The organism is Acidimicrobiia bacterium, from assembly GCA_040881685.1.
GTDB lineage: Bacteria > Actinomycetota > Acidimicrobiia > IMCC26256 > PALSA-555 > SHVJ01.
In genome coordinates, this window is the sequence record JBBECS010000050.1 from 106,424 (window position 1) to 130,817 (window position 24,394).

Genomic DNA, 24,394 nt, shown 5'->3' on the forward strand with positions numbered 1-24,394 from the left:
CGCGGCGCCCTTGGGTGCTCCCGTTCACCGCCGCGCTCGTGATCACGCTCATCGGCGCCGTCACGTTCTGGGTAGTGAGCCGCGACGATTCCGGACCAGGCGCCTCGAACTGCGCGGCGCGCGTCGTCCCCGAAGGGGAGCTGGTAGCGGTTGGCCGCGACGCACCGCGGTTCGTGCTCCCTGAGCTCGCTGGCGGCTGCTTCCATTCTGCGTCCGTTCACGGGCGTCCACTGATCGTGAACTTCTGGGCATCCTGGTGCCGCCCATGTCGAACCGAGTTCCCGCTGTTCGAAGAAGCGCGGACCAGCTACGGCGATGAAGGCCTCGAGGTGATCGGGGTCAACGTCCAGGACATCACGAGTGACGCCCGTCAGTTCGCCGATGCGCGAGGCGCCGAGTGGCCGCTGGTTCTCGATGAGGACGAAGTGGTGGCCGATGCCTTCGGCGTCCGATCCGTTCCCGAGACGTTCTTCATCGCTGCGGACGGGACCGTGGTCTCGCATGTGTTCGGGCTCACGTCGAAACGAGATCTGAACAGAGAGATCGCGCGACTGTTCGACCGCTGAGCGAACCGTCTACTCCTCCCAGCGGAAGAAGCGCGCGGCCAACGTCGGCGCGATGATTGCCCAACCGATCAACACTCCCGCGCTGTCCCAGGGAATCCCGCCACTTCGCAACGCGGCACGCACACTCTCGGCGAGGGCGGCCGCCGGAAGCAGCCCTGCGAAGGACTCGAGCACATCGGGCAGTCGCCCGAGCGGATATGCCATTCCGCCGAGGAAGAGCAAGATGAGGAACAGCGCGTTGGCCACGGCAAGGTTCGCCTCGGCGCGCAGGGTGCCGGCGAGGAGCAACCCGACCCCGGCGAACGCGATCGTGCCGACGATCAGCCACAACATCGCGAGGAGCACTCCGCGCTCGGCGTCCCAGCCGAGGGCAAGGCCGGCACCCACGATCGCGAGGGCTTGGACGATCTCGATCAGCAAGACGACGATCGTCTTGGCCGCGAGCAGCCCTCCTCTCGAGAGCGGCGTCGAGCCGAGCCGCTTCAGGACTCCGTAACGCCGCTCGAAGCCGGTGGCGATCCCCAAGCTCACCATCGCGGTGGACATCACCGCAAGGGCGAGCACGCCCGGCACGAGGAAGTCGACGGGTCGGCGCAGCGTGGTGTTGACCGCGTCGACCTTGGCGAAGAAGACGAGGATCCCGATCGGCACGAAGAACGAGACGAGCAGGCTCTCGGCGCGCCGGAGCGAGAGGAGCAGCTCCACTCGCGCCTGCGCGATGACGGCGGCGCCCTTCATGTCCGCCCTTCCCCGGTGACGCGGAGGAACACCTCCTCCAACGTGCTCTGGCCGGCACGCAGGTCGCCGAGCGACACATCGCGATCGCGCAGCCACACAGCAAGGTCTGCAATCCGCGCCGGTGTTGCTTCCGCGGCAATCCGGTACTGACCTGGACGCGTCTCGGTGACCAATTCCGCGGTTACCCCCACTGCTACGGCGATCTCGGCGCACGGGAGGCCGGGAACCGCGGAGAAGCGGATCGCTTCACCCACGGCGTGGTTGGTCAGCTCGGCGGGTGTTCCGGCTGCGACCAGTCGACCGTGGTCGACGATCGCGAGGTGGTCACAGAGGTGCTCGGCCTCGTCCATCGCGTGGGTCGTGAGCATCACGGTCGTTCCGCCGTCACGCAGCTCGCGCACGAGCTTCCACGTCGTCGCGCGAGCGTGCGGATCCATCCCTGCGGTTGGCTCGTCCAGGAACAGGAGCGCCGGCCGGCCGACGAGCGCGAGCGCGAGCGCGAGGCGCTGCTGCTGCCCGCCCGACAGTCGGCGGACGAGCGTGCGATGCATCTCGTCGAGGCCGACCAGGTGGATGAGCTCCTCAGGATCGCGCGGGTTGTCGTAAAACGCGGCGAACGATCGGAGCACCTCGAGCGGTCGGAGACCCGGGTACAGCCCGCCGTCCTGCAGCATCACGCCGATCAAGGGCCGCAGTCGCGAGCCGTCGTGGATGGGGTCGAGTCCCAGCACGCGCACCGAGCCCCGATCGGCGCGGCGATATCCCTCCAGAATCTCGACGGTCGTTGTCTTTCCCGCGCCGTTCGGACCGAGGAGACCAAACACCTCACCGGCTTCGACGGTGAGCGAGATGCCGTCCACGGCCTGGGTATCTCCGTAGCGCTTCTCGAGCTCGGCGACCTCGATCGCGGGTGACGCCGATGTCATCGGCGGCCGAGCCTATCGGAGCACCCGCGCCAGCCCCGATGCGTGACACGACGTCTTCGCCGCGCGCGCACAAGAATGGGGTTCGTGCCCGACGAGCTCCAGTACTTCGCCCTGCTCGGCGGTTGCCTGTTGATCACCCTCCCACTCGAGATCGTGTTCGGCGCGCGCGTGTGGAGACAGCCGCGCCGATTGATCAAGGCGCTCATTCCGACGGTTGTGGTGTTCTCGCTGTGGGATCTCATGGCGATCGCCCGCGGTCATTGGGGTTTCAGCGCGCGTTACGTGACGGGCTGGGAGATTCCTGGCGACCTACCGATCGAAGAGCTCGCGTTCTTCGTGGTCATCCCCATCTGCGGACTCTTGACGCTCGAGGCCGTACGCACGATGACGAGCCGCCGAATCGCGATGCCGGACGAACGGATCGTTCGTGCCTGAGTACACAGTCGTCGCCGTCCTGTCCCTGGCCGCGGTCGTGACGCTCGAGGCGCGGGTCCTGCGCACGGGGCTCCTGCAGACCCGCGCGTATTGGATCGCGATGGCGATTTGCTACGGGTTCATGATCGCGGTCAATGGATGGCTCACCAAGCTGACCGCGCCGATCGTCGTGTACGACCCTGACGCGATCACGGGCTGGCGCATTCCATGGGACATCCCTTTCGAGGACTACTTGTTCGGGTTCTCGATGCTTACCTTGACGATGCTGGTGTGGGACGTTGTCGGTGAGCGGCAGGAGGTCAAGGCATGACCGGCGTGCTGCTCGCGATCGGGACCTTCCTGCTGATGGAGCCACTCACGGCGCTCATCCACCGGTTCGTGTTCCACGGCTTCGGGATGGGCTGGCACCGGAGCCACCACGAGCCCCCGCGCCGAGCGCTCGAAGCCAACGACCTCTTCCCAGTGGTGTTCTCCTCGGCGACGATCGCATTGCTGTCCATCGGCGTCTGGGTGGGCGGCCGTTCGATCCTGGTGCCGCTCGGCGTCGGCATCACCGCGTACGGTGCGACCTACCTGGTCGTCCACGACCTGGTCATTCACCGCCGCGTGCCCTGGCTGCGCATCCCCGATCGGGTCGGGCGGCAGCTGCGCACGGCGCACAACGTGCATCACCTCTACAGCCGTGCCCCATACGGCTTCATCGCACCGGTCGTGCCGCGAGACCTCAGAGCCAGGGCAGCGGCTCGAGGGATCGATCAAACACCCCGGGCGATCACGGAGCGCTGCCCCGGCTGAGCATGCTCCGACCGACGACGAACACCTTGCGCACCGTCGGAACGCGAGCACGGGCCGAGAACACGTCGTAGTCGGCAGCCTCGATGCGGTCGAGGATCTCGCTGTACATGCGACGCGCCGCACAGATGCAACCCGCTGATCGCGACGGCAGCATCGGCACGCCGAGATCCGCGGACTCGTAGAACGCCCGGGTTCGCGCGATCTCGAACTCCATGAGGGAGCGCCACTCTGGCGTCACCCGACGCAACCACGGGTCAGCACCAAAGCGCTCGAGATCCTCCTGGGGCACGTACACGCGCCCGCGATCCAGATCTTCGCTGACATCGCGCAAGAAGTTGGTGAGCTGGAATGCGATGCCGAGATCGCGTGCGTGGTCGAAGGCCTGTGGTGAGCGCGGCTCGAGGATCGGGACCATCATCTCTCCGATCACCGCGGCCGAGCCGTCCATGTACCCGAGCAGGTCTTCGAAGGTCCGGTACTCGCTGATGGTCAGGTCCATGCTCATCGACCGGAGAAACCGGCGGAAGCAGTCAGGATCGATGCTGTATGTGACCATCGTGTGCACGACCGCCTTGAGCACGACGTCATCGGAGTCACCGAGCTCCAGATCACGAAACAACCTCGCGCCGAGGTCATCGAGCGCTTGTTCGCGCTCCGCCGCCGATGCCGGACCGAGGTCGTCGACGACATCATCCGCGTGCCGGCAGAAGCCGTACAGCGCATGCACATGACGACGCTTCGGTCGCGGGAGAAGGAAGGTCGCGGCGTAGTACGTCGTGCCGAACGCCTTGTTCAGCTCACGACACCTTGCGTAGGACTGCTCGAGCGTCGTCATGGGCGCGCATAGGCGTCGACACGAGCGGCGGCGAGGCCACCCGAGATGAGCACCATCGGGATCCCCACACCGGGCACGGTGCCCATGCCGGCGAGCACGAGTCCAGGGACACGCGCGTCGACGTTCGCAGTGCGAAATGGCCCGCTCTGAAAGAAGCGGTGCGCCAGCGAGAATGGGGTGCCGCGTTCGTACCCGAGCGACGCCCAACCGACGGGGTCGGTGAAGCGGTCGACGACCACATCGTCGACCGGGTAGCCGAGGGAGCCGAGCCGCGCGACGAGCTCGTCACGGGGTCGCGATCCCTGAGCACCCCAATCGATCCTGCCGTCGAGGTTGGGAACCGGCTCGAGCGCGTACAGCACCAATCCACCTTCAGGAGCCAGCCGCTTGTCCGACACCGTGGGACTGCTCACGAGGATCGACGGGTCGGGCATTCGCACACCGTCGCGGAGCAGCGCGTCGAACGACCCGCGCCAATCATCGCCGAAGTGGATGTTGTGGTGACCGGCAGAATCAGGCACCTTCCCGCGGACACCCGCGACCCACACGATGCACGAGGGTGAGTACCGACCACGCGCGACTGGTCGCGGCGGCGCGAGCCCGAGCAGGTGTCGATACGCGAACGCCGGATCCGTGTTGCAGACCACCGCCTCCGCGTCGACGTGTTCACCGGAGGTGGTACGCACCCCGGCGACGCATCCATCAGGGTGGCGCAGGATCCTCTCGACGGTTGTCGAGAAGGCGAACGCCGCGCCCGCCTTGGCCGCAGCGTGGGCCAGTCCCTCGGCGATGGCGTGGATGCCACCATCCGGGAAGTAGACGCCCTCGACCGTGTCCATGTACGTGATCACGCAATACACCGCCAACGCTTCGAACGGCGAGAGCCCCGCGTACAACGACTGGAACGAGAACACCTGTTGCAAGCGCGGATCTTGGAAGTAGGACGCGACCGTCGGAGCCAGGCGCCGCAGCGCGCCCAGGCGAACCAGCTTCCACATGGAGCCGGGATCGCGGGCGAGATCGAGCGCGGAGTCGTAGTTGCGGTCGATGAAGCCGCGGAGCTCCACCTCGTACAGCTGCTCGAGCCACGCGCAGAACCTCACGAACGCCTCGGCCTCGGCTGGTCCGCAAACCGTTCGGATCTCGTCCTCCATCGCCTCGCGACCGTGGCGCAGGCGCAGCTCGCTCCCGTCTGGGAAGCACGCCCGGTACATCGGGTCGACGGGCCGCAACCGAATGTGGTCGTCCATGTCCGCGCCGGCCGCGGCGAACACGTCGCGCAACAGGCCCGGCATCGTCAGCACCGACGGACCCGTGTCGATGCGAAACCCAGCCTCCTCGATCACTCCTGCCCGACCGCCCGGTCGTTCTTGTTGCTCGAGCACCACGACCTCGTGGTCACGTCCGGCGAGGTGACACGCTGCGGACAGACCGCCGAGCCCGGCGCCGACGATCGCCACTCTCACGGGAGTCTCCAGCTCTCTGGGTCGCCTCCGCTGCACCGTCCCGCTCGTCCGAGCACGGTTCCGCTGCGTCTCAGCGGTCGCGCCAGGCCACGAACGTCCCGAGCTCCTCGAGCCCAACGCGCGCATCGGCCGTGATCGGCGCCGAGGTCAACGCCGTCAGTGACTGCTCCACGAGTCGTTCGATCGCCCGCTCGACCTCATCACGCGCGCCGCATTCAACAAGGAAGGTCTGGAGCGCTGTCACCTCTGATTCGTCGAGATCGGGACGGCCGAGCAGCGACAGCAGACGAGCTCCAGCCGCATCGGCGCGGCGAGCCGCGAACGCGACGAGCGGCGTGAGCTTGCCTTCCCGCAGATCGTCGCCCACCGGCTTGCCGGTGATTGACGCGTCGCCAAACACACCGAGCAGATCGTCACGCAGCTGAAATGCTTCACCCAACGGCAGGCCCACTGCGCTCAGCGGTCCCGCGAGCTCATCGAGTCGGCCCGCGAGCGCAGCACCGAGATGCAACGGGCGCTCAACGGTGTACTTGCCTGACTTGTATCGCGCGATCCGTGACGCCTGGGTCGCGTCGCTGCTGGCACTGGCGGTGCCCACAAGGTCGAGGTACTGGCCCACGCAGAGCTCGACTCGCAGCTCGTCGAACACTTCTCGCGCGACTGGCGGAGCAGAGCGAAACAGCTTGTCTGCGTAGACGAACGCGAAGTCGCCCACGAGGATCGCTGCACCCTCACCGAAGCGTCTCGCCTCGCCCCGCCACACCGCTTCGTCATGACGAGTGATGAAGTGCTCGTGGATGGCCGGGAGCCCGCGGCGTCGCTTCGACCCGTCCATGACATCGTCGTGGACGAGCGCAAAGGTGTGCAGCATCTCGAGCGCGGCGCCGGCGTCGACCACCAGTGGATCGTCGGGTGACCCTCCCGCTCCGACATAGGCCCAATGACAGAACGCCGGGCGGAGCCGCTTCCCGCCGGCGAGCACGAGATCGCGCAGTGCATCGAGCGGGTGGACGAGATCAGCGTCGATCTCGCGCCACCGCGAGATCTCGCCGTCGAGCAGCTCGATGACCCGTGCTTCCGCACGTGCACCGACTTCGGCGAGGCTCGGCGGCACACCGGCGAGACGGCGCGTGGGGCTGCGCATCGAGCGATCGTACGCCCGCGTTCCTCCCTCGGGGCAGCCGGTACGCTCGGAATGTGGCCGCCTTCCTGTCCGCGGAGTGGCTGCAAGACCTCGACCGAGCCGCGCGTGCATCCCCTGCGCTCACCGAGATCGGGCGCGCCGGCGAGCTTGTCGTAGAACAGCACGTGACTGGCACACCGACCGGAGATGTCTCGTACCACGTCGTCATCGACGGCGATGGGGCTCGCGTCGTGAATGGGCCCGCACCCGAGGCGAACATCGTCATCACCACCGACTTCGCGACGGCGGTCTCCCTCCATGCGGGCGACATGAACGCGCAACGAGCGCTGGCATCCGGGTCCCTGAAGCTCACGGGTGACATCGATCAGCTCGTTCAGCGATCCGATGCGCTGAAGGCGCTCGACGACGTCTTCGCTTCGATTCGTGCGACCACCACAGTCACCGTCGCGTGAGTCACGGCCGCCGCTAGCATCGCCTGACCATCGCCGAACCCGAAGGGTCGTGGATGAGTGTGATCACCGAAGCCGACTTCCGGGCCGAAGCGCACGCGTTTCTCGAGTCGAACGTCGAGCGCCGCGTCGAGCGAAAGTTCGCGTGGGGTGAGGGTTCCGACCGCGTCGGCCTCCTCGAAGAGAAGACGCCAGAAGAAGAGGCCGCCGAGCTTGCCCTGGCCAAGGTGTGGAAGGCCAAGGAGTTTGACGCTGGGTTCGGCTGGATCACCGGACCCGAGGAGTACGGCGGCCGCGCGTTGCCGACGTCATACGAGCGGGCGTATCGCGAAGAGGCGTCGGGCTACGCCATCTCGTCCCAAGGTGCGTTCGTGATCGGCCTGGGCATGGTTGGACCTACGATCCTGGCGCACGGCATCCCCGAAGTGAAGACCAAGTACCTCCGCTCCCTGTATCGGGGGGACATCGTCGGGTGCCAGTTGTTCTCCGAGCCCGTCGCCGGAAGTGACCTCGCCGGCATCCAGACCCGCGCCGTACGAGACGGCGACGAATGGGTGCTCACAGGGCAGAAGGTCTGGACGTCGGGTGCACAGTTCAGCGACATCGGCGAGATCATCACGCGCACGTCGCCCGACAAGCCGAAGCACAAGGGCCTCACGATGTTCGTGGTGGACATGAAGGCCCCCGGCGTCGACGTGCGACCCTTGCGCCAGATGACCGGAGGTGCTTCCTTCAACGAGGTCTTCTTCGAAGAGGTTCGGGTCCTCGACACCCACCGACTGGGCGATGTGGACGAGGGCTGGGGTGTCGCGCTCACCACGTTGATGAACGAGCGGGCCGCGATCGGCGGCGGCGGGTCGAGCGGCGTCGGCGACTACAACTTCACGCGCTTCAAGGAGATGGCCCGCCACTTCGGCGTGGCTGATGATCCGGTCATTCGGCAAAGGCTCGCGTCGATCTACATCAACTCGCACGTCGCTCGGGCGACGGCGATGCGCGCGATGGCCAAGGTGCGCGCCGGGCAGGTTCCCGGACCGGAGATGTCGATCGGCAAGCTCTCGCTCACCAAGAACATGCAGCTGATGGCGCAGACGGCCGGCGAGATCGTCGGTCCCGGCCTCGTGGCCGACACCGGCGAGTGGGGAACCTACGCCTGGAGCGAGATGGTGCTCGGCGTGCCCGGAGGGCGCGTCGCCGGTGGCACCGACGAGATCATGCGCAACATCATCGGCGAGCGAGTCCTCGGGCTTCCCAAGGAGCCCCCGGCGGCGGGCTGACCTCGGTGCTCCCCTTCGAGCGGCTCCGTGCACTCGCCCGCTCCGGCGCCGACGACTCGGGTCTCGTCTTGGAAGCGGCCGACTGCCTCGCCGAGTTCGAGTACGACCAGACGCAGCTCGTCACGGTGTGTCGTCGCCTGCTCGCGCACCACGTGGAATGCGGCCCGTTGTGGTGGCTGTGTGCCCACGTCGTCGCGGCCTCCGACCCTGCGGCAGGTGCACGCGACGCCATCCGTCGCCTCGAAGGTGATCGCACCGCGGCTCGGCTGGCAACACTGCTTCCGTTTCCCCACGACGAGCCGATTGCCGTGCTCGGGTGGCCCGAGATCACCGGCCGCGCGCTCGCGGAGCGCCCCGACCTCGATGCCGTGGCGGTCCGACCCCGCGGCGGGGATCACATGATGACGGCACGTCTGCGTCGCCTCGAGCAGTCGGTTCGAGTCGTCGATGAAGCCGAGATCGCCGCGCTCACACCGAGCCATCTCTTGATCGAGGTCAGCGCGGCGAGTCCGACGGACGCGCTCGTGCCGCCGGGCACGGCCGATCTGCTCTTCGCGCTCGGCGAGACCCGGTGCTGGTTGGTGATCGGAACCGGTCGCCTGCTCCCCGCACGCCTCTTCGAGGTGCTGCGCACCGAGGCGCTCCGTCGCGACGCCGGAATCGAAGAGCTGGAGGTGACGCGCGCGGAGCAGGTGGCCGGCCCGGCTGGGCTCGAGGACCCGACCCGCCTCGTGCACCGCGTGGACTGCCCCGTCGCACCCGAGCTTCTGCGGCTGTAGCGGTCCGCGCTACCCGACGACACGGCGGGTACGGTCACCGAGCGATGGACGAACCCGCTGCGCCGACCTCCCACGTCGTCGATCTGTCGACGACCTGCCTGGCGTGCGGCAGCCAGATGCGCGAGGAGCATGCGCATTACCGATGTCCGACCTGTGGGTGGCGCGACTCCTGCTGCGACGGCCCCTACTGACGCAGCTGCGGCCTTAAGCCTCGAGCGCGAGGGGCGGGTCGGACTCGCCCGCGTCGAGCTCCCGGGCTTCGCGCAGGTCGGAGATCTTGTCGAGCTCGCGCTCGAGCGTGCGACGGCGTGTGCCGGTGAGCTCGTCGAAGTCTCGTCGCGCGGTCCCGAGTGAGCGGTCGAGCTTCTCCATCTTCTCGACGAAGAGCTCCCACTGCTTCCCGAACGCGGTAAGTCTGGTCAGGATCTCGTTCGACGTGCGCTCGACGCGGAAGTTGTCGACCGCCTGGCGCACGACCGCCAGCACGGCATAGAGCGTCAGCGGCGAACAGAACACCAGCTTCTGCCCGAGGGCGTCGTCCAGGATCGTGCGGTCCTGCTCGTGGATGAACGAGTACAGGGCCTCGTTCGGGATGAAGAGCAACACACAGTCGACGGTGTCTTCGACGCCGTCGCTGTACCCGCGACTTGCCAGCGTCTTGACGTGCGTACGGACGTCACGCAGGAAGTCGTCGCGCGTGCGTCGCTGCTCGATCTCTGAGTCAGCCTCGAGATAGCGAAGGTAGTTGTCGAGCGGGAACTTCACGTCCATGTGGAGGAGCAGCCCGTCGGGCAGGAAGAACGTGAAGTCGGGCACGCCGGCCTCGATCGCCTTCTGCTTGCGGTAGTTGAGGCCTTCGCGGAACCCGTGCAGGCGAAGCACGTCGTCGGCCATGCGCTCGCCCCACTGACCGCGTGCCTTCGTGCTGGACAGCGCTTGACGCAGCCCCTGCGTGGTCTCCGCGAGGATGGCCATGTGCTCGCGCTGCACCTCGAGCGCGCCCGTGAGCTCGCCGAACTTCTCGGCGCGGTCGGCTTCGAGCTCGCCGACCAGGCTCGTGACCCGACGCAGCTCGCCCGACAGCGCGGCGAGCTGCTCCCCGATCACCCCACTGCGACCTTCGAGCTCCTTGCTCGCGAGCTCGCGCTCGGCGTCCATCAATGCCTTGCCGGTCGTCATCAGCTCCTCGACCGCCCGCCGCATCTCGACGTTGACGGCGTCGGTCGCGCTGTGGCGACCCCTGAACACGACCACAGCCGCCACAGCAGCCACAGCGATACCCACGACGAGTCCTGCGATGATCTCCATGCACCCAGAGTCGCAGAGGGGTGTGACACTCCCCGGGACCCCCTCTGACCTGCTCAAACACGGGGGAGGCAAGCCTCCCCCGTGTGCCCCCTCCCGCGACATTCCCCGTCACACGTCGGTTGAGGACCGGCAAAGCCGGCCCTCGGCGAGCCAAGTGCAATCGAGCCGAGAAGAGAGAGGCATCGGCGATGCGGATGCCGTCGGTTCGCCCCGGGGTGGCTTTGCCGCCCCGGAACCGCAGCGTCGCGACCGGAGTCGCGTTGGGAGGGGCTGACGGGGAGGGCCTGCCCACCCCCCCCCCCCCCCCCCCCCCCCCCCCCCCCCCCCCCCCTCGAAGCTACGCGTCTGCGAGGGCGTACGCGAGGCCACCGCGGGTGCCGACGTAGATCCGGCCTTTCCACACTGCGGGGGTCGCTTCGATGCAGCTGCCCAGCGGGACGCTCCACACCTCGGGGGGGTCGATGAGCGTGTTCAAGACGTCGTACGCGTGGAGGTTGCCCGCGCAGTCACCGATGATCAGCCGGCCGTCGACGAAGACCGGCGATCCCATGACGGGCGCCGCCAGGCGCTTCTCCCAACGGATGGCACCGGTGGTCCGGTCCACGCCCACGACGCGGCCGGAGTACGTGGTGTATACGACGAGATCCTCGTAGATGCCAGGAGTGCCGAACACGCCGGCCTTCGACTCCCCGTCGTCGTGTTGGGACCACACGAGCGGCGCGATCGGCACGGCCGGGTTGAGCTTCCACATCTGCCCGACGGTTCTGCCCTGCGCGTTGTGGCGCTCCCACTCCGAGCCGCCGTAGAGGAACCCTTGCTCGTCGACGACGATCGACGCGTCGGTGTCGTCGCCGGTCCAGAAGCGGAAGATGCGCGTCGGCATCGTGCCGGTGAGCAGACCGCTGATGTCCCATCCCTGTACCAACCCGCCCGAGTTCGCGAAGTACAGCGTGTTCCCCGAGATCGCGACCGAGTTCTCGATCGACACCTCGCTCCCCGCGTTGGCGATCAGCTCGCTGTCCCAACCCGGCGCGTTGAAGACGAGCTGCGGCGCGACCGTGACAAGGCCATCCGCGCCCTGGGCGCGGTTGAGCTTGACGATGTGGATCTGGCTGTTCTCCCCACCTTCGAAGAGGTAGTCGTTGAGGACGAGGCCGCTCCCGTCCCAGTCGTCGTTCCACATCGTGGGTGACACGTCCTTGGCGTGCAGCTTCCACAGCTCCGTCGCCTCGGGTCGGTCGATGGCGAGGACACGGAAGTACGCGTCACGCGAGCCGATGTACACGAGTGGGAAGCCGTCGGGGTCGATGGTGACGGATCCCTTGATGATGTCGCCCGTGGGGAACGGCGGGAGGATGTCCTGACCGGTGATCCCGTCCACGAAGTGCACCGCACGGTCGTACGCGCCGAAGACGACCCACGTGCGGCCGTCCTTCTCGAAGACGGCCGGCTCCCCCGTCCATCCGTTGCCGCACCATTGCGTGGTCTCGCCCCGGTCCTCGGAGAGCGAGCACATGGCGCTGCCCGGGTACTGCCACACGACCTTGGGTGCGATCGGCACGGGGCCCTGGCCGTAGTAGTTGCGGGTCGGGTTGCCGCGGAAGGTGAGGAGGCCTTGCACCGTCGCCTTGTAGAACGGCTGGAAGGCCGACTCGGGATCCACCCAGCCCGTGTACGGCGGCTTGGTGGTCGTCGTGGTCGGGGGGATCGTCGACGTCGTGCTCGGCGGCGTCGCTTGCTCGTCGGAGTCGCCTCCGCCCGTCACCGCGAGCGCGCCGACACCAAGTGCAGCAACGACCACAACGCTGACCGCTGAGATCGCGACCACCCGGCGCCGCCGACGGCGTCGGTCATCGCGACGGGCGGATCTCCCGTTCGCCTCGTGCCCCGACGTCACCACCGTGCGAGCGTACTGCCCGCGCGCGCGACGCCTTTCGCGGGAACGGTCTAGAAGGTGCCGCCGTCGACCACGATCTTCTGGTCGGTCACGTAGCCCCCCGCGTCGGAGACGAGGAAGCGCACGACGTCGGCCACCTCTTCAGGACTGCAGACGTGTCCGAACGGCGACCGCGCATCCAGGTCATGAATGTCTTCGGCCCCCATCGTGGCCCGGGCAAGGCGACGACCCATCTCGGTGTCGACAAGACCCGGCGCGACGATGTTCACGTGGATGCCGTGCGCGCGCTCTTCCTTGGCGACCGTGCGTGCCAATGCCTCGAGAGCGGCTTTGCCCATGTTGTACGGAGCCGAGTTCGGCGCCCAATGCGTGGTCGCTGCGCTCGAGATCATGACGACGTCACCACGTGGACGCGCCCGCATGCCCGGCAGCACCAGCTTGCACAACATGAACGCTCCCAACGCGTTGATCCGCCACAGCCGCTCGATCTCATTGGGATCGGTGTCGACCACGGTCTGCCCGCGACTCGCGATCCCCGCACTGTGCACGAGCACATCCACGTGGTCGAAGTCGCCGAGCACCGTCTCGACGAGCCGCTCGCACTCCGCGGGGTCGTCCACTGAAGCCTGGTGGGCCTCGCCACGCCGTCCCGTCGCACGGATCGCGGCCACGGTCTCGGCTGCACTCTCTTCGTCTCTTCGGTACGCGATCGCCACGTCGGCGCCGTCCTCGGCGAGCGCGATCGCAATCGCGGCGCCGATGCCCCGGTTCCCACCGGTCACCAGCGCGGCTCGACCTTCGAGTCCCATCAGCTCCCTTTGTCGTCAGGCGCGCTTGGTCGCCAAACGATTCGCGCGCTCGGTCAGCGACGATCGCCCCAGGCGATCGGCCCACTTCGCGAAGTCCCCGGTCGGGCCTTGCCAGCGCCAGTCGTCAGCGGTGCCCACATCTCCGTCGGCACGCAGCGTCGCGAGCGTCAGGAACAACCGGGCCGCGTCGCGTTGGGCCGCCAACGTTGCGGCGAGCTTGGCCGCACCCCGCACGGTCACGTCCCATTGGTTCGCGTCGTCGGGGATGTCGTCCACGTGGCCGTAGCGCGACAGCACGGCCGCGGCCGACTTCGCGCCCCAACCCGGCAGGCCCGGGAACCCGTCCGCGCTGTCGCCAACGAGCGCCAACCAGTCAGGGATCGACGCGGGTGGCACGCCGTACTTCGCCTTCACGCCGGCCTCGTCGAGCGTGACGCCCTTGCGGCGATCGAGCACTGCCACCTTGGGGTCCTGCACGCACTGTGCGAGGTCTTTGTCCGGGGTGCAGATGAGGACCCGCTCCACCCGTTCGTCGGCGATCGCGACCGCCGCGGCGGAAGCGAGCCCATCATCGGCCTCGAGCTCCACCTCGGCCCACACCGTCACGCCGAGCGCTCGCAGCGCTTCCTCGAGGAGCGGGAACTGCGTGAACAGGACCGGATCGATTCCTGCGCCGGTCTTGTACCCGTCCCAGAGGTCGTTCCGGAACGACTCGACGATGTGATCCGTTGCCACACCGACGTGCGTCGCGCCACCTTCGAGGAGCTCGAGCACCGACTGCACGACACCGCGAACGGCGCCAACGTCGATTCCACTCGCATCCAGGTGCTCCGGGACCGCGTAGTAGAAGCGGAACAGCTCGTAGGTGCCGTCGATGAGATGTACGTGCATCGCCGTCACACTCTCACGAGCCGTTCAGTGCGCGCCGCTCGAACTCACGCAAGCCCACTTCGATCACGCGGTCGTGCGCCCACATCATCGCGGGACGGGCCACGAACGAGAGCGGTCTGAGCAACGAGTCCCGGAGATCGAGGCTCCAGGCCAGGCGGGCTGAGGAACCGGTGGGGCCGGGATCGATCTCGAGTCGCGCGGGTCCCTGGAGATCCCCACTCACTCGAGTCTGGACCTGTTCGTGAGCGATGACGCGCTCGACGGTGATCTCGAAACGCAGCCTGTACGGCAGCGGGCCCTGCACCGCGCAGCGAGCGACGGCGCCCTCGCGCAGCTCGCCGCCATCCAGCTCGCGCAGCCACGACCACCACGTCGGATAGTGCTCGGTCTGCTGAAGCACGTCCCAGAGCTGCTCCGGCGTGGCTCGAAGGTCAAAGCGTCGATCGAAGGTGAACGGCGCCGGCATCGGGGCAGCCTCGCACGCGCGGCGAGCATGCTCACGCGCCTCGGCGCAACCGCCCACGAAGTGCGAGGAGCGCGAGCGTCATGCTCAGAATCGCGATTCCGACGATGGCCGCCACGGCCTCGAGAATCGGACCGGCGTCCCACCCGCCGAGCACGAGCGCTCGCATCCCTCCGAGCAGGTACGTAACCGGGTTGTACTCAGCAACGGTCGCGAGCCAGCCCGTGAGCGCAGCCTCGGGCAAGAACGCGGTCGTAAGAAAGGCAAAGGGGAAGAAGAGGATAAAGCTCATGTTGACGGCGGCCGGATTCCCTGTCTTCAGCGCGATCGCGTACGGGAACCCGGTGAACGCGAGGCCCCACGCGGCGCCCAAGAGCATGAACGCGACGATCCCCAGGAAGCCGGTCTCAAAGCCCACGCCGAGGGCGAACCCCAGACCGAGCACAGGGATCGTGAGAAATACCACGGTCGCGAAGTCCGCGACCATCAGCCCCAGGAGGAGTGCGAGGCGCCGCACCGGGGTCATCAACAGACGGTCGAAGTACCCGTCTTGGATGTCCAGGACGAGGGCAGACGCTCGCGAGATACCCGTGACCGCGAAGATGATCGCAACCGGGAGTTGGAACGCGCGGAAGTCGGAAACGCTCCCCTGAGCCTCCGCCACCTTTTCCAACGCGCCGATGTTCACGAAGTAGAAGAACACTGGCATGGCCAACGCCGGGATCATGAACTCGGGCTCACGTGGCACAGATCGCAACGCGCGGCCGGCGATCGCCGCGCAGTCGCGCCAGAACCCCGCGGGCTTGGCCACGGTGGGAACGGACATCGCCGGTGCGCTCATACGGAAGCTTCCTCCTCCTGCTCGTCCCGACCGATATGCGCACCGGTGAGCTCGAGGAACACGTCGTCAAGTGTCGGCGTCCGCATCGTGAGGTTCAGCACGTTGACACCGCCGGCTTCAAGCGCAATCGCCACAGAGCTGAGCATCGTGGATGCGTTCGGCGTGACGATCGTGAGCTCGTCGCCGTGACGCTCCACACGTTCCACGCCGCCGATGCGCTCTACTTCGGCACACGCGCGCTCGCCGGTACCAGCACCCACCGCGGCCACGATCACGTCGGATCCGAGCGACTGCTTGAGCTCGGACGGCGCCCCCTCCGCGATGATCTTTCCGCGGTCGATGATCCCAACGCGATGGGCAAGTGAGTCGGCCTCCTCAAGATACTGGGTGGTGAGGAAGATCGTCATGCCAACATCGTGCAGCCGGCGAACCTCGTCCCACACGCGCGCGCGGCTGGCCGGATCGAGACCCGTGGTCGGCTCGTCGAGGAAGAGGATCTCGGGCCGGTGCACCAAGGCCGCGCCGAGGTCGAGGCGACGACGCATGCCTCCGGAGTACGTCTTGATCCGGTGATCGAGCGCGTCGCCGATGTCGATCATCGCCGAGACGTCGCGCACTCGATCCTCGATCTCGGCGTTCGAGAGCCCGTACAGCCGACCCTGGAGCACGAGCAGCTCGGTGCCGGTCTGGTTCGGGTCGAGCGATGCCTCCTGAAGAGCCGCGCCGATGCGAAGCCGGACCTCCTTGGGCTGGTGCACGACGTCGAAGCCCGCGACTCGGGCGGAACCGCGGGATGGACTGATCAAGGTGCACAGCACCTTCAACATGGTCGACTTGCCGGCGCCGTTCGGTCCAAGGAAGCCATAGATCTCTCCAGGCGGCACCACGAGGTCCACACCGTCCACAGCGCGGGTGGCGCCGAACGTGCGCTCGAGGCTCTCCACGACGATCGCGTCAGCCGTCATGTCCCGATTGCCGCTTGCGGTGGCACACGCGACTCCACCAACGCGGGCTCGTCGCGAGTCGAGAGCCCGAGGTAGTACGAGACCACCGCGGCCCAGATGGCCGCGGCTCCGGCGATGTGAAGGCCCACGAGCACCTCGGGGATGCCGTTGAAGTACTGGATGTACCCGATCGCCGCTTGAACGATGATCAAACCGAGCAGCACGAAGAGACGCTGGTGCACTCCGGCGGGTGCGTTCGTACGCCGCAGCAGCCACAGCGTCGCGACAACCCCGACGATGAGCGCGATCACCGCCGCGCCGTGCACACGCGCGACTTCCGGCGGGTTGAACGACAGCGGCTTCACGTCCTTGTCCCCGAGGTGCGGACCCGTGGCAGTGACGAACGTACCTGCCACCACCACCACGGAGGTCACCGCGATGAGCAGGCGTCCGGCCGTCCGCACTTCGGGAGCGACAACGGCGTGCGCCGGTGCATCGGGCTGCCCGGCGCGTCGGCACAGGACGACGGCGTTCGTCAGCAGGACCAATGACAAGAGGAAGTGCGCCATGACCAACGGGGGCTGGAGCTCGAACAGCACGACAAGCCCACCCAGCACCGCTTGCCCGAAGACGCCGGCAACCAAGCCCCACGCCAACATGACGAGGTCGCGGCGGCGCGGGACTCGGCGTAAGGCTCCGAGCACACACACGATCACCGCCAGTGACACCAAGCCGGTGAACATGCGGTTCACGAACTCGACCATGGCGTGCTCGTCGGAGGCGCTGTGTGGGGCCAGACGACCACCGCTGCACGTCGGCCAGTCAGGGCACCCGAGCCCCGAGTCGCTCAGGCGGACGGCACCACCGGTGACGATGATGATCGCGAGCAGGACCGCAGCGACGAGCGTGACACGTCGGTACAGACCGGGTGTCATCTCGGGCAGGTGCATCCGCATCGGCGGGCGATCGTAGGCGGCTGACCACCGCCCTCGGTGACGGAGGCGGTGTGGCCCTCGTCGGTACGCTCGAGCGCCTCATGTCGATTCCTCAGTCGCCACGCTCGACGCGCCGAGCTGATCAGCGCCGGAGATCTCGGCGGCGGGCCGTGCTGGTCGGTGGTGTGCTTGCCGCCATCGTGGTTGGTGGTGTCGGAGCCTTCGCGCTGACGACCTCCGACGGGTTGGACGAGCGGGCCGAGCCCAAGCGTCCGAAGGTCACGACGACGACGCTCCCCCCGACCACCACGACGACCCGCGATCCGCGTCGCGGTCTCAACGTGCCGGTCACGATCGCCTTCGCGGGCGACGTGCACTTCGAAGGTCCGATCCGCACGAAGCTCGCCGAGAACCCGAGCGTCATGTTCGCCCCGATCGCTCCCGTCCTCTCGAGCACCGACATCGCGATGGTCAACTTCGAGTCGGCCATCACCGAGCAGAACACACCCATCCCGAAGCAGTTCAACTTCAAGTCGCCCACGAGCGCGCTCGTAGCGCTCCAGGCCGCGGGTGTCGACCTCGTGAATCAGGCGAACAACCACAGCGTGGACTTCGGGCCCCAAGGGTTGGCCGACACCATCGCGGCCAAGGCCACATCGCCGATCCCGATCATCGGGGTAGGGAACAACGCCACCGAGGCGTACACGCCATTCCTCACGGAAGTCCGGGGTCAGCGCATCGCGATCTTCGGCGCAACCGACGTGATGGGCGAAGAGCACGTCGCCTCCTGGACGGCAACCGACACCCAAGCGGGCATCGCGTCGACGAAGTACGAAGCCGAGGCGCGAATGATCGCGTCGATCCAGGCCGTCCGCCCACTCGTGGACACCTTGGTGGTGTTCCTGCACTGGGGTGTTGAAGCGATCGGCTGCGCGACTGATCGCCAGAAGGCGCTGGCGCGTGCGCTTGTCGATGCGGGCGCGGACATCGTTGTCGGGTCGCACGCGCACGTGTTGGAAGGTGGCGGCCGCCTCGGCACCGCGTTCGTCGGCTACGGGCTGGGCAACTTCTCCTTCTACAACGAGGCCGGCGAGAACGGCCGCACCGGCGTGCTGATCGTGACCATCACCGGTCGCGACACGGATGCGTACCAGTGGGTGCCGGCACGCATCCGAGGCGGGATCCCCACACCGCTACCGGCGGGCCCCGAAGCCGACGCCGAAGTAGCGCACTGGAACGAGCTCCGCGCCTGCACCGACCTCACGCCCTAATGCTTGGCGCGCTCGCTGTTCGCCAGCGCCTGCGAGCACCTGCGCTCCCTTCGGTCGCTACGGTGCCGCCGCTCGTGACCGCGCATTAGCGTCGACGGCGTGACGATGCACGAGTATGACGAGTTCTCGCTGTTTCACGAGAATGCTGAGGAGTTCGGGATTCCGTTCTCCGGGCCACCGGCGGTTCGACGGGTGTCGGTGGCGGTGGCCGACGACCGCGACCTCAGTGCGCTCGTGTGGGGAACCGAACCGCCGGATCTCGTGCTCCTGCACGGCGGTGCGCAGAACGCGCATACGTGGGACACCGTGGCACTCGCACTCGGGCGACCGCTGGTAGCGGTCGATCTGCCTGGCCACGGCCACTCGGACCACCGCGACGACGGTCCGTTCGGCCCGCGTCAGAACGCCGTCGATATGGCTGTCGCGCTGCGCTCGTTGGCGCCACACGCGGGGATGGTCGTGGGGATGAGCCTCGGCGGCCTGACGGCGATCGCACTCTCGACGCACGCTCCGGAGCTCGTGCGGTGCCTTGCGCTCGTCGACGTGACTCCCGGGGTCGACCGCGACAAGGCCGCCCCGATCGCGCAGTTCATCGCCGGTCCCGACTCGTTCGAGAGCTTCGACGAGATCCTCCAGCGCACGATCGAGTTCAACCCGACCCGCAGCGAGTCGTCGTTGCGCCGCGGTGTACTGCACAACGCGATCGAACGCGACGACGGCCGATGGGTCTGGCGGTACCAGCGGCCGCGGATCCTCGAGGCGACCGAGATGGACATTCCCGCCGACTTCGCAACGCTCTGGGAGGACGTCGGCCAGATCTCGGTGCCGTTGATGCTCATCCGCGGCGGCGCCACGGGCACCGTGGTAGACGACGCCGACGAGGCCGAGCTGCGACGACGCCAGCCTGGTGCGCGCGTCGAGCTCGTCCAGGGCGCCGGCCACAGCATCCAGGGGGACAAGCCGCTCGAGCTCGCACAGCTGCTCGACGACTTCCTCTCGACCTGAGGTGCTCGCACTTCCCGCGATCGAAGACCCACAAAGCTTTGTCGCCACGCGGCAGGCCTGGCACACCATGGCCGAGCACGTGCTCGCGGCAGCGCGATACAACGCCGAAGGTCGCATCGGGCTGCGCGCCGCGCCCGGCGGGTACAGCACGCCGCCATACGAGCGCTCGGGTGTGGTCGAGGAGCTCCGGGTCGCGGCCGACGAGCTGCACGTGCACCGCGACGGTGCGGAGATCACGCACCCGCTGACGACGATCGCCGCAGCAGCGAACGCCGTGAACATCGAGCCGGGCGCACCCGCGCACGTGTACACGCCGTACACGTCGTTGGAACCTGCCGCGCCCCTGACGGTCGATCTCCGAGCGGCCGAGATCCTCGCGTCCTGGTTCGCCCTCGGCTGGTCGGTGCTCGAGGAGCTCGCCGGCACCGCCCGGGTCAACGATGCGCCCCCCGAGATCACGTTGTGGCCCGAGCACTTCGACGCGGCAGTGGAGCTCGGAAGCGCAGACGTGGGGGCGCGCGGCACGTTCGGGGTCTCGCCGGGCGACCACGAGCACCTCGAGCCGTACCTCTACGTGACCCATTGGGCAGGCGTGCCCACCGACCTGTTCTGGAACGACGCCGCGTTCGCGGGAGCCAGCCTTGGCTACGGGATTCTCCGTGCAAGTACCGACCCGAGCTCCGCCGCGCTCGACTTCTATCGACGCGGCCTTGCCGTGCTCAGCGCGCCCCGGAGCTGAGCCGGGTCGAGTCCGATCCGATGGCGGCCAGGTCGTTCCAGCTCGCCCACGCGCGCAGCAGCTCTCCCGCCGCCCACGCGCGCTGCTGATCCGCGAAATGCTCGCTGCCCCGATCACCCGATGCCCCCAGCGGGACGACCCACCGACTGTTCCTACGATCGCCGAGATCGAACACATACCGCGCCACCGATGCACCCGTGACCCCGAAGCCGAAGCCCGCCGGGTGGGCCGCGTTGAAGACCGTGTCGGAGTCGCCGCCCATCTCGATCGGCGCCGGGTCGAGCTCGATCGCGACGTCAGGTCGGACCGCTGAGAGTGGATGGGACGGAGCGCACGAGTGCAGGGCTCCCCATCGCCACGCGCCGACGTCGTCGCCGAGCAAGGTCCTCAGCACACCCACACCGTTGGTGACCGCTCCGGCCAGGAGCTCGGTCCAAGTCTGTTCGTCGCCGAGGAGGGTTCGGTCATCGACTGCGAGCAGCTCCGTCAGCAGCGGCCACAGCCGCAGCTCGAGAGGTAGGAAGGTCGCGCTCGGTTCGCCCTCCAAAGGAGCTCGCAGCGCGGCCAACCGCGGGTCATGGGCGATGATCCGGCCCGCGGCGTCGCGAACCGCGAGGTACACCGCGGCGCCGATCGAGTCGGCGTCCATCGCCCGATCCCAGGCGCGGAGCGCGCCGATCGAGTCGCGCTCCCATTCGTCACGCCCATCGATCGCGGCGATGTGTTCGACCCACACGTCAGCAGGAAGCGATCGGCGGTCGCGGTGCACGAGCGCCATGTCTTCGACCGTGACGTCGACCGCGTCATCGAGGCGATCGTGCAGGCGACGTGCTCGGTCGGGACGGGCGTAGTCCAGACCGAGATGGTGCGGATACGCGTCGCCGACGATTCGCTGGTTCGCGGTCACGATCAGTCCCCCGGCTGGGTTCTTCGTCCGCGGGAGCTCGTCATGAGAGACCACGCCGCTCCACTCGTACTCATCGGTCCACCCGGGCACCGGGCCCCACGCGTTTGCCGGCGAGCGCACCGGGACACGACCAACGGTGCGATAGCCGATGTTGCCGTCGACATCAGCGCTGACGAAGTTGTTCACCGGGTCGACCCACGAGCGCATGACGTCATCGAGCTCGTCCACGTTCGCGGCGCGCAGCATGGGCTCGAGTACGGACAGACCCGCGCTCGGCTCGACAAGGGCCGTGGAGCGAAGCGCCACCGCGTGACCCGATGCGGGATCGCCGAACACGACGGGGCCATGGCGCGTCTCGAGGCACTCGACGGACACCGCATCGGAGTCGTGGACCTCGACGGTCTCGGTTCGTCGCTCGGGCTCGAGCCACGCGCCGGCGGCCTCGTACCGGAGTGAGCCGTCGTCTCGGAACCGCTCCACGTAGAGGTCTTGGTAGTCGCCGTTGGCGTTCGTGACGCACCACGCGATCCGATCGGTCTGACCGAAGTGGGGGAAGCCGGGGAGGCCGACGAACGCCAGCCCGACCGCGTCGAACTCGGGACACGCAAGGCGGCACTGGTAGTAGACGCCGGGAACCTCGACGAGTCGGTGAGGATCACCCGCGAGCAACGGCTGACCTGATGCTGTGCGGGAGCCGTGGACCGCCCACGCGTTGCTACCGTTGGCCGACTCGACCAGCATCCCGGTTGCGTTGGCAACCGGGGCCAGTTGCCTCGGGTCGTGCACGGCGGCGCGCCACCACTCACCCGGCGGGACGATGAGTGGCGTGTCGCTCGCAGCATTGCCCTCGAGGCGCGCGACAGTCTCGGGACCGAGCACGACCGCGAGGCGGCCTCGCCACAACTTGCGCTGCCAGTTGGCGAAGACGACGTGGCGCACGAGGAACACCGCGCAGCAGTCCCACGGCGACCATGCCTCGGGGGTGACGCCCATGGCACGAAGATCAGGCGGCATCGCCATGCCACCCTCGATGCGCGCGTTCACGCCCGCGGCAAACGCGATGAGCGGCTCTCGCGCGTCGGGAGGAAGCCCCTCGTACTCGCGACGGGCGGCGTCCCGAAGCCCACAACGACGAACGAAGATGTCAAAGCCCAGCGCACCTCGCCCCGCAACCTCTGCCCACTGCCCGTAGGCGCGACGTCGGTCGTACTCGAGCTGCCCGAGTCGGTCTTCTGCTTGAACGAAGCCTTGGGCAACGAACGCGTCCCTCGCGGTGGACGCCTGGATGTGCGGGATCCCCAACTCGTCTCGATGGATCGTGACCTCGTCGTCGAGCCCGACGACCGACACATCCACCACGGTGGTCACGCTACGCCCCGCTCGAACCGCGCCTGGGGGCATTCCCCTGACGCGCGAGCATCGCGGTGTGCACGAAGACCTGATCCGTTCGGCCCGCCGACGGATTCGGATCGTCGCGGTGATCGGCTTCGCTGTGCTCGTGCTCACGATGGGCGCGATCGTGTTCCCGGTCGCGTGGGTCCTTGGTGCGGCGTCGAACCCGCTCGGCACCGACCTCGGCTATGGATGGGGCCTGGCGGCGTGGAGCGCGTGGGTGAGCCTCGGGATCGGCCTCGTTGTCGGCGCTGCGACCTTCGCGTGGTCGTTGCTGCATGTGGAGGGACGCGTGCTCGACTTCGTGCGTGCCTGGCCCGGCCCGCGCGCCGGACCCAAGCCACCGCCCCGGCTCCCCCACGATGCCGTCGAACGCACCGAGAAGCTGCTCATCGGTCTCGGTCTCGCGGCCGGGGTCCACGCGCCACGTATCGCCGTCGTCATCGATGACGCGCCCAACTGCCTGACGGTCGGCCGGCGGAGCGACACGGCATGGCTCGTGGTGACCACAGGTCTCCTGGACACCTTGCCGAAGCGCGAGCTCGAAGCCGTGCTTGCGTACGAGGTCGGGCGCGTGGTCGAGCTCGAGGTCTCGCTCGACACGGTCGTCTATGCGTTGACGGCGCGGACGTTCGAGCTGTGGGCCGCGGCCTTCGATGACCTCGACGAGGTGTCGCTTCTGCTCGCGCCGCTTGGCCTCATCGCGTTTCCGTTCGTCGTCATCAGCGCGGTGCTGCGGGCCTCCGTTCTCCGGAGTCGCGCGCGTCTGGCCGATGGGCTCGCGGTCCGCTATTGCCGCAACCCCGTCGCGCTCGCGCACGGGTTGCGGCGGATCCTGGAGGACCCACGCGAAGTGCGCCGAGGCGATCCTGCCAACGCCCATTTGTGGCTGGAATACCCGCATACCCGCTCGTCGCGCTTGTTCTTGCGCACACACCGCATCCTGCCCCGACGCGTACGCCGCCTCGAGCGCGCGGCTGGTCTCGGCTAGCTCGCGACCCGCAACGCGCCGATCACGTCGTCGATCGGTGCGTGGTCGGCCGAATGGGCATCGAGGTACTCGTAGGCCACGAGCTGACCTGGCCCCACGACGAAGGTCGCGCCGAGCTGCGTGACCCTCGCGCCGGGCTTGTGAACCTTGTGACCTGAGGCTCGTGCTCGACGCGTTCCCGCCCAGCTGCGCGGGTTGAGGATCAGCTTGAAGAAGTTGACCTTTCCCACTCCGGCCGCGCGTGCTGCGTCACTGTTATCGTCCACAAGCACTGGAAACGGCACATGCTCGTCATCGACGAACGCAGCCGCATGCAAGCGGTTCCCTGTCCCCACCGCCACGACCTCGCCGTGGAGGCCCTTGATCTCGTCGTAGCGCTCGCGCAACTGCGCGGCATGCTCACGGCAGAGCAGTCAGCCGAAGTGGCGCAAGAACACCAGCACGACGGGCCGCGCAGCCCAGAAGTCACCGAGCCGTCGGAGTGCGCCCCTCGAATCCTCGAGCTTCACGTCGGCAAGCGTCGCGATGTCCACGGGACCACCGTACTGGCACGGGCCGTCGATCGATGGTCCTCGGCCGCCCGCACACAGG

26 protein-coding genes are annotated in these 24,394 nt (G+C 67.8%); 11 read left to right on the top strand and 15 right to left on the bottom strand.

The features are described from left to right. Positions 1-14: 14 nt before the first annotated feature. Positions 15-566 (top strand): TlpA disulfide reductase family protein, encoded by a 552-nt coding sequence (locus tag WEE69_13120; GenBank protein ID MEX1146234.1) that lies wholly within the window; start codon positions 15-17, stop codon positions 564-566. Positions 567-575: 9 nt separating this feature from the next. Here the strand turns inward: WEE69_13120 and WEE69_13125 are convergent, their stop codons facing one another. Together WEE69_13125 and WEE69_13130 are read right to left on the bottom strand one after the other, a co-directional pair. After that, positions 576-1,304 carry an ABC transporter permease gene (locus WEE69_13125; protein MEX1146235.1) on the bottom strand — a complete coding sequence of 243 codons (729 nt, stop codon included), beginning with the start codon at positions 1,302-1,304 and terminating at the stop codon, positions 576-578. Continuing rightward, the gene (locus tag WEE69_13130; GenBank protein ID MEX1146236.1) at positions 1,301-2,230 is read right to left on the bottom strand and encodes an ABC transporter ATP-binding protein; all 930 of its coding nucleotides are present in this window, start codon (positions 2,228-2,230) and stop codon (positions 1,301-1,303) included. Before WEE69_13130 ends, WEE69_13125 begins: the two co-directional genes overlap by 4 nt. Positions 2,231-2,314: 84 nt before the next feature. On the opposite strand from WEE69_13130, the gene WEE69_13135 reads away from it, so the two are divergent. The 3 genes from WEE69_13135 to WEE69_13145 are packed head-to-tail and all read left to right on the top strand — an operon-like array spanning position 2,315 to position 3,460. Continuing rightward, on the top strand, positions 2,315-2,665 hold the full coding sequence (locus tag WEE69_13135) for a lycopene cyclase domain-containing protein (protein ID MEX1146237.1): 351 nt from the start codon (positions 2,315-2,317) through the stop codon (positions 2,663-2,665). Further along, entirely contained in the window at positions 2,658-2,975 is a 318-nt protein-coding gene (locus tag WEE69_13140; protein ID MEX1146238.1) for a lycopene cyclase domain-containing protein, read from the top strand. The genes WEE69_13135 and WEE69_13140 overlap by 8 nt, the downstream gene beginning before the upstream one ends. Further along, positions 2,972-3,460, top strand: a complete 489-nt coding sequence (locus WEE69_13145) for a sterol desaturase family protein (GenBank protein MEX1146239.1) — start codon at positions 2,972-2,974, stop codon at positions 3,458-3,460. The genes WEE69_13140 and WEE69_13145 overlap by 4 nt, the downstream gene beginning before the upstream one ends. Here the strand turns inward: WEE69_13145 and WEE69_13150 are convergent. From WEE69_13150 to WEE69_13160, 3 genes are all read right to left on the bottom strand, one after another. After that, a complete protein-coding gene (locus WEE69_13150) occupies positions 3,438-4,295 on the bottom strand; it encodes a phytoene/squalene synthase family protein (GenBank protein ID MEX1146240.1) in 858 nt (285 codons plus the stop codon). The genes WEE69_13145 and WEE69_13150 overlap by 23 nt on opposite strands. After that, positions 4,292-5,755 (bottom strand): phytoene desaturase family protein, encoded by a 1,464-nt coding sequence (crtI, locus tag WEE69_13155; protein MEX1146241.1) that lies wholly within the window; start codon positions 5,753-5,755, stop codon positions 4,292-4,294. Before crtI ends, WEE69_13150 begins: the two co-directional genes overlap by 4 nt. A 76-nt stretch (positions 5,756-5,831) precedes the next feature. After that, on the bottom strand, positions 5,832-6,905 hold the full coding sequence (locus WEE69_13160; protein MEX1146242.1) for a polyprenyl synthetase family protein: 1,074 nt from the start codon (positions 6,903-6,905) through the stop codon (positions 5,832-5,834). A gap of 53 nt (positions 6,906-6,958) precedes the next feature. Here WEE69_13160 and WEE69_13165 point away from each other — a divergent pair, with 53 nt between their 5' ends. The 3 genes from WEE69_13165 to WEE69_13175 are packed head-to-tail and all read left to right on the top strand — an operon-like array spanning position 6,959 to position 9,410. Further along, the gene (locus WEE69_13165; protein MEX1146243.1) at positions 6,959-7,357 is read left to right on the top strand and encodes an SCP2 sterol-binding domain-containing protein; all 399 of its coding nucleotides are present in this window, start codon (positions 6,959-6,961) and stop codon (positions 7,355-7,357) included. A gap of 53 nt (positions 7,358-7,410) precedes the next feature. After that, positions 7,411-8,631, top strand: coding sequence for an acyl-CoA dehydrogenase family protein (locus tag WEE69_13170; protein ID MEX1146244.1), 1,221 nt, complete (start codon positions 7,411-7,413; stop codon positions 8,629-8,631). 5 nt (positions 8,632-8,636) lie between these two features. Continuing rightward, the gene (locus WEE69_13175; GenBank protein MEX1146245.1) at positions 8,637-9,410 is read left to right on the top strand and encodes a hypothetical protein; all 774 of its coding nucleotides are present in this window, start codon (positions 8,637-8,639) and stop codon (positions 9,408-9,410) included. 204 nt (positions 9,411-9,614) lie between these two features. Here WEE69_13175 and WEE69_13180 read toward each other — a convergent pair whose 3' ends face one another. From WEE69_13180 to WEE69_13215, 8 genes are all read right to left on the bottom strand, one after another. Next, complete coding sequence (locus tag WEE69_13180) at positions 9,615-10,718, bottom strand: DNA recombination protein RmuC (protein ID MEX1146246.1); 1,104 nt, start codon at positions 10,716-10,718, stop codon at positions 9,615-9,617. 337 nt (positions 10,719-11,055) lie between these two features. Beyond that, entirely contained in the window at positions 11,056-12,618 is a 1,563-nt protein-coding gene (locus WEE69_13185) for a PQQ-binding-like beta-propeller repeat protein (protein ID MEX1146247.1), read from the bottom strand. Positions 12,619-12,665: 47 nt separating this feature from the next. Beyond that, positions 12,666-13,424 (bottom strand): SDR family oxidoreductase, encoded by a 759-nt coding sequence (locus WEE69_13190; GenBank protein MEX1146248.1) that lies wholly within the window; start codon positions 13,422-13,424, stop codon positions 12,666-12,668. A 15-nt stretch (positions 13,425-13,439) separates the two neighbouring features. Next, the gene (locus WEE69_13195) at positions 13,440-14,315 is read right to left on the bottom strand and encodes a 5'-3' exonuclease H3TH domain-containing protein (protein MEX1146249.1); all 876 of its coding nucleotides are present in this window, start codon (positions 14,313-14,315) and stop codon (positions 13,440-13,442) included. 13 nt (positions 14,316-14,328) lie between these two features. Next, positions 14,329-14,781, bottom strand: a complete 453-nt coding sequence (locus tag WEE69_13200) for an SRPBCC family protein (protein ID MEX1146250.1) — start codon at positions 14,779-14,781, stop codon at positions 14,329-14,331. Positions 14,782-14,812: 31 nt separating this feature from the next. Further along, positions 14,813-15,619 (bottom strand): ABC transporter permease, encoded by an 807-nt coding sequence (locus WEE69_13205; GenBank protein MEX1146251.1) that lies wholly within the window; start codon positions 15,617-15,619, stop codon positions 14,813-14,815. Next, positions 15,616-16,584, bottom strand: a complete 969-nt coding sequence (locus WEE69_13210) for an ATP-binding cassette domain-containing protein (protein MEX1146252.1) — start codon at positions 16,582-16,584, stop codon at positions 15,616-15,618. Before WEE69_13210 ends, WEE69_13205 begins: the two co-directional genes overlap by 4 nt. Further along, the gene (locus WEE69_13215) at positions 16,581-17,519 is read right to left on the bottom strand and encodes a COX15/CtaA family protein (GenBank protein ID MEX1146253.1); all 939 of its coding nucleotides are present in this window, start codon (positions 17,517-17,519) and stop codon (positions 16,581-16,583) included. Before WEE69_13215 ends, WEE69_13210 begins: the two co-directional genes overlap by 4 nt. 149 nt (positions 17,520-17,668) lie before the next feature. On the opposite strand from WEE69_13215, the gene WEE69_13220 reads away from it, so the two are divergent. The 3 genes from WEE69_13220 to WEE69_13230 all read left to right on the top strand — a co-directional run bounded on the left by WEE69_13220 (position 17,669) and on the right by WEE69_13230 (position 20,513). Further along, complete coding sequence (locus WEE69_13220; GenBank protein MEX1146254.1) at positions 17,669-18,769, top strand: CapA family protein; 1,101 nt, start codon at positions 17,669-17,671, stop codon at positions 18,767-18,769. Positions 18,770-18,874: 105 nt separating this feature from the next. After that, positions 18,875-19,774 (top strand): alpha/beta hydrolase, encoded by a 900-nt coding sequence (locus WEE69_13225; GenBank protein MEX1146255.1) that lies wholly within the window; start codon positions 18,875-18,877, stop codon positions 19,772-19,774. A 1-nt stretch (position 19,775) separates the two neighbouring features. After that, on the top strand, positions 19,776-20,513 hold the full coding sequence (locus tag WEE69_13230; protein MEX1146256.1) for a hypothetical protein: 738 nt from the start codon (positions 19,776-19,778) through the stop codon (positions 20,511-20,513). Here WEE69_13230 and WEE69_13235 read toward each other — a convergent pair. Continuing rightward, positions 20,494-22,788: a penicillin acylase family protein gene (locus WEE69_13235; protein ID MEX1146257.1), complete on the bottom strand. Its 2,295-nt coding sequence runs from the start codon at positions 22,786-22,788 to the stop codon at positions 20,494-20,496. The two genes, WEE69_13230 and WEE69_13235, sit on opposite strands and share 20 nt — an antisense overlap. Positions 22,789-22,846: 58 nt before the next feature. On the opposite strand from WEE69_13235, the gene WEE69_13240 reads away from it, so the two are divergent. After that, positions 22,847-23,803, top strand: a complete 957-nt coding sequence (locus tag WEE69_13240; protein ID MEX1146258.1) for a M48 family metalloprotease — start codon at positions 22,847-22,849, stop codon at positions 23,801-23,803. Here the strand turns inward: WEE69_13240 and WEE69_13245 are convergent. Beyond that, positions 23,800-24,216: an AhpC/TSA family protein gene (locus tag WEE69_13245; protein MEX1146259.1), complete on the bottom strand. Its 417-nt coding sequence runs from the start codon at positions 24,214-24,216 to the stop codon at positions 23,800-23,802. The genes WEE69_13240 and WEE69_13245 overlap by 4 nt on opposite strands. Between the last annotated feature and the right edge of the window lie 178 nt (positions 24,217-24,394).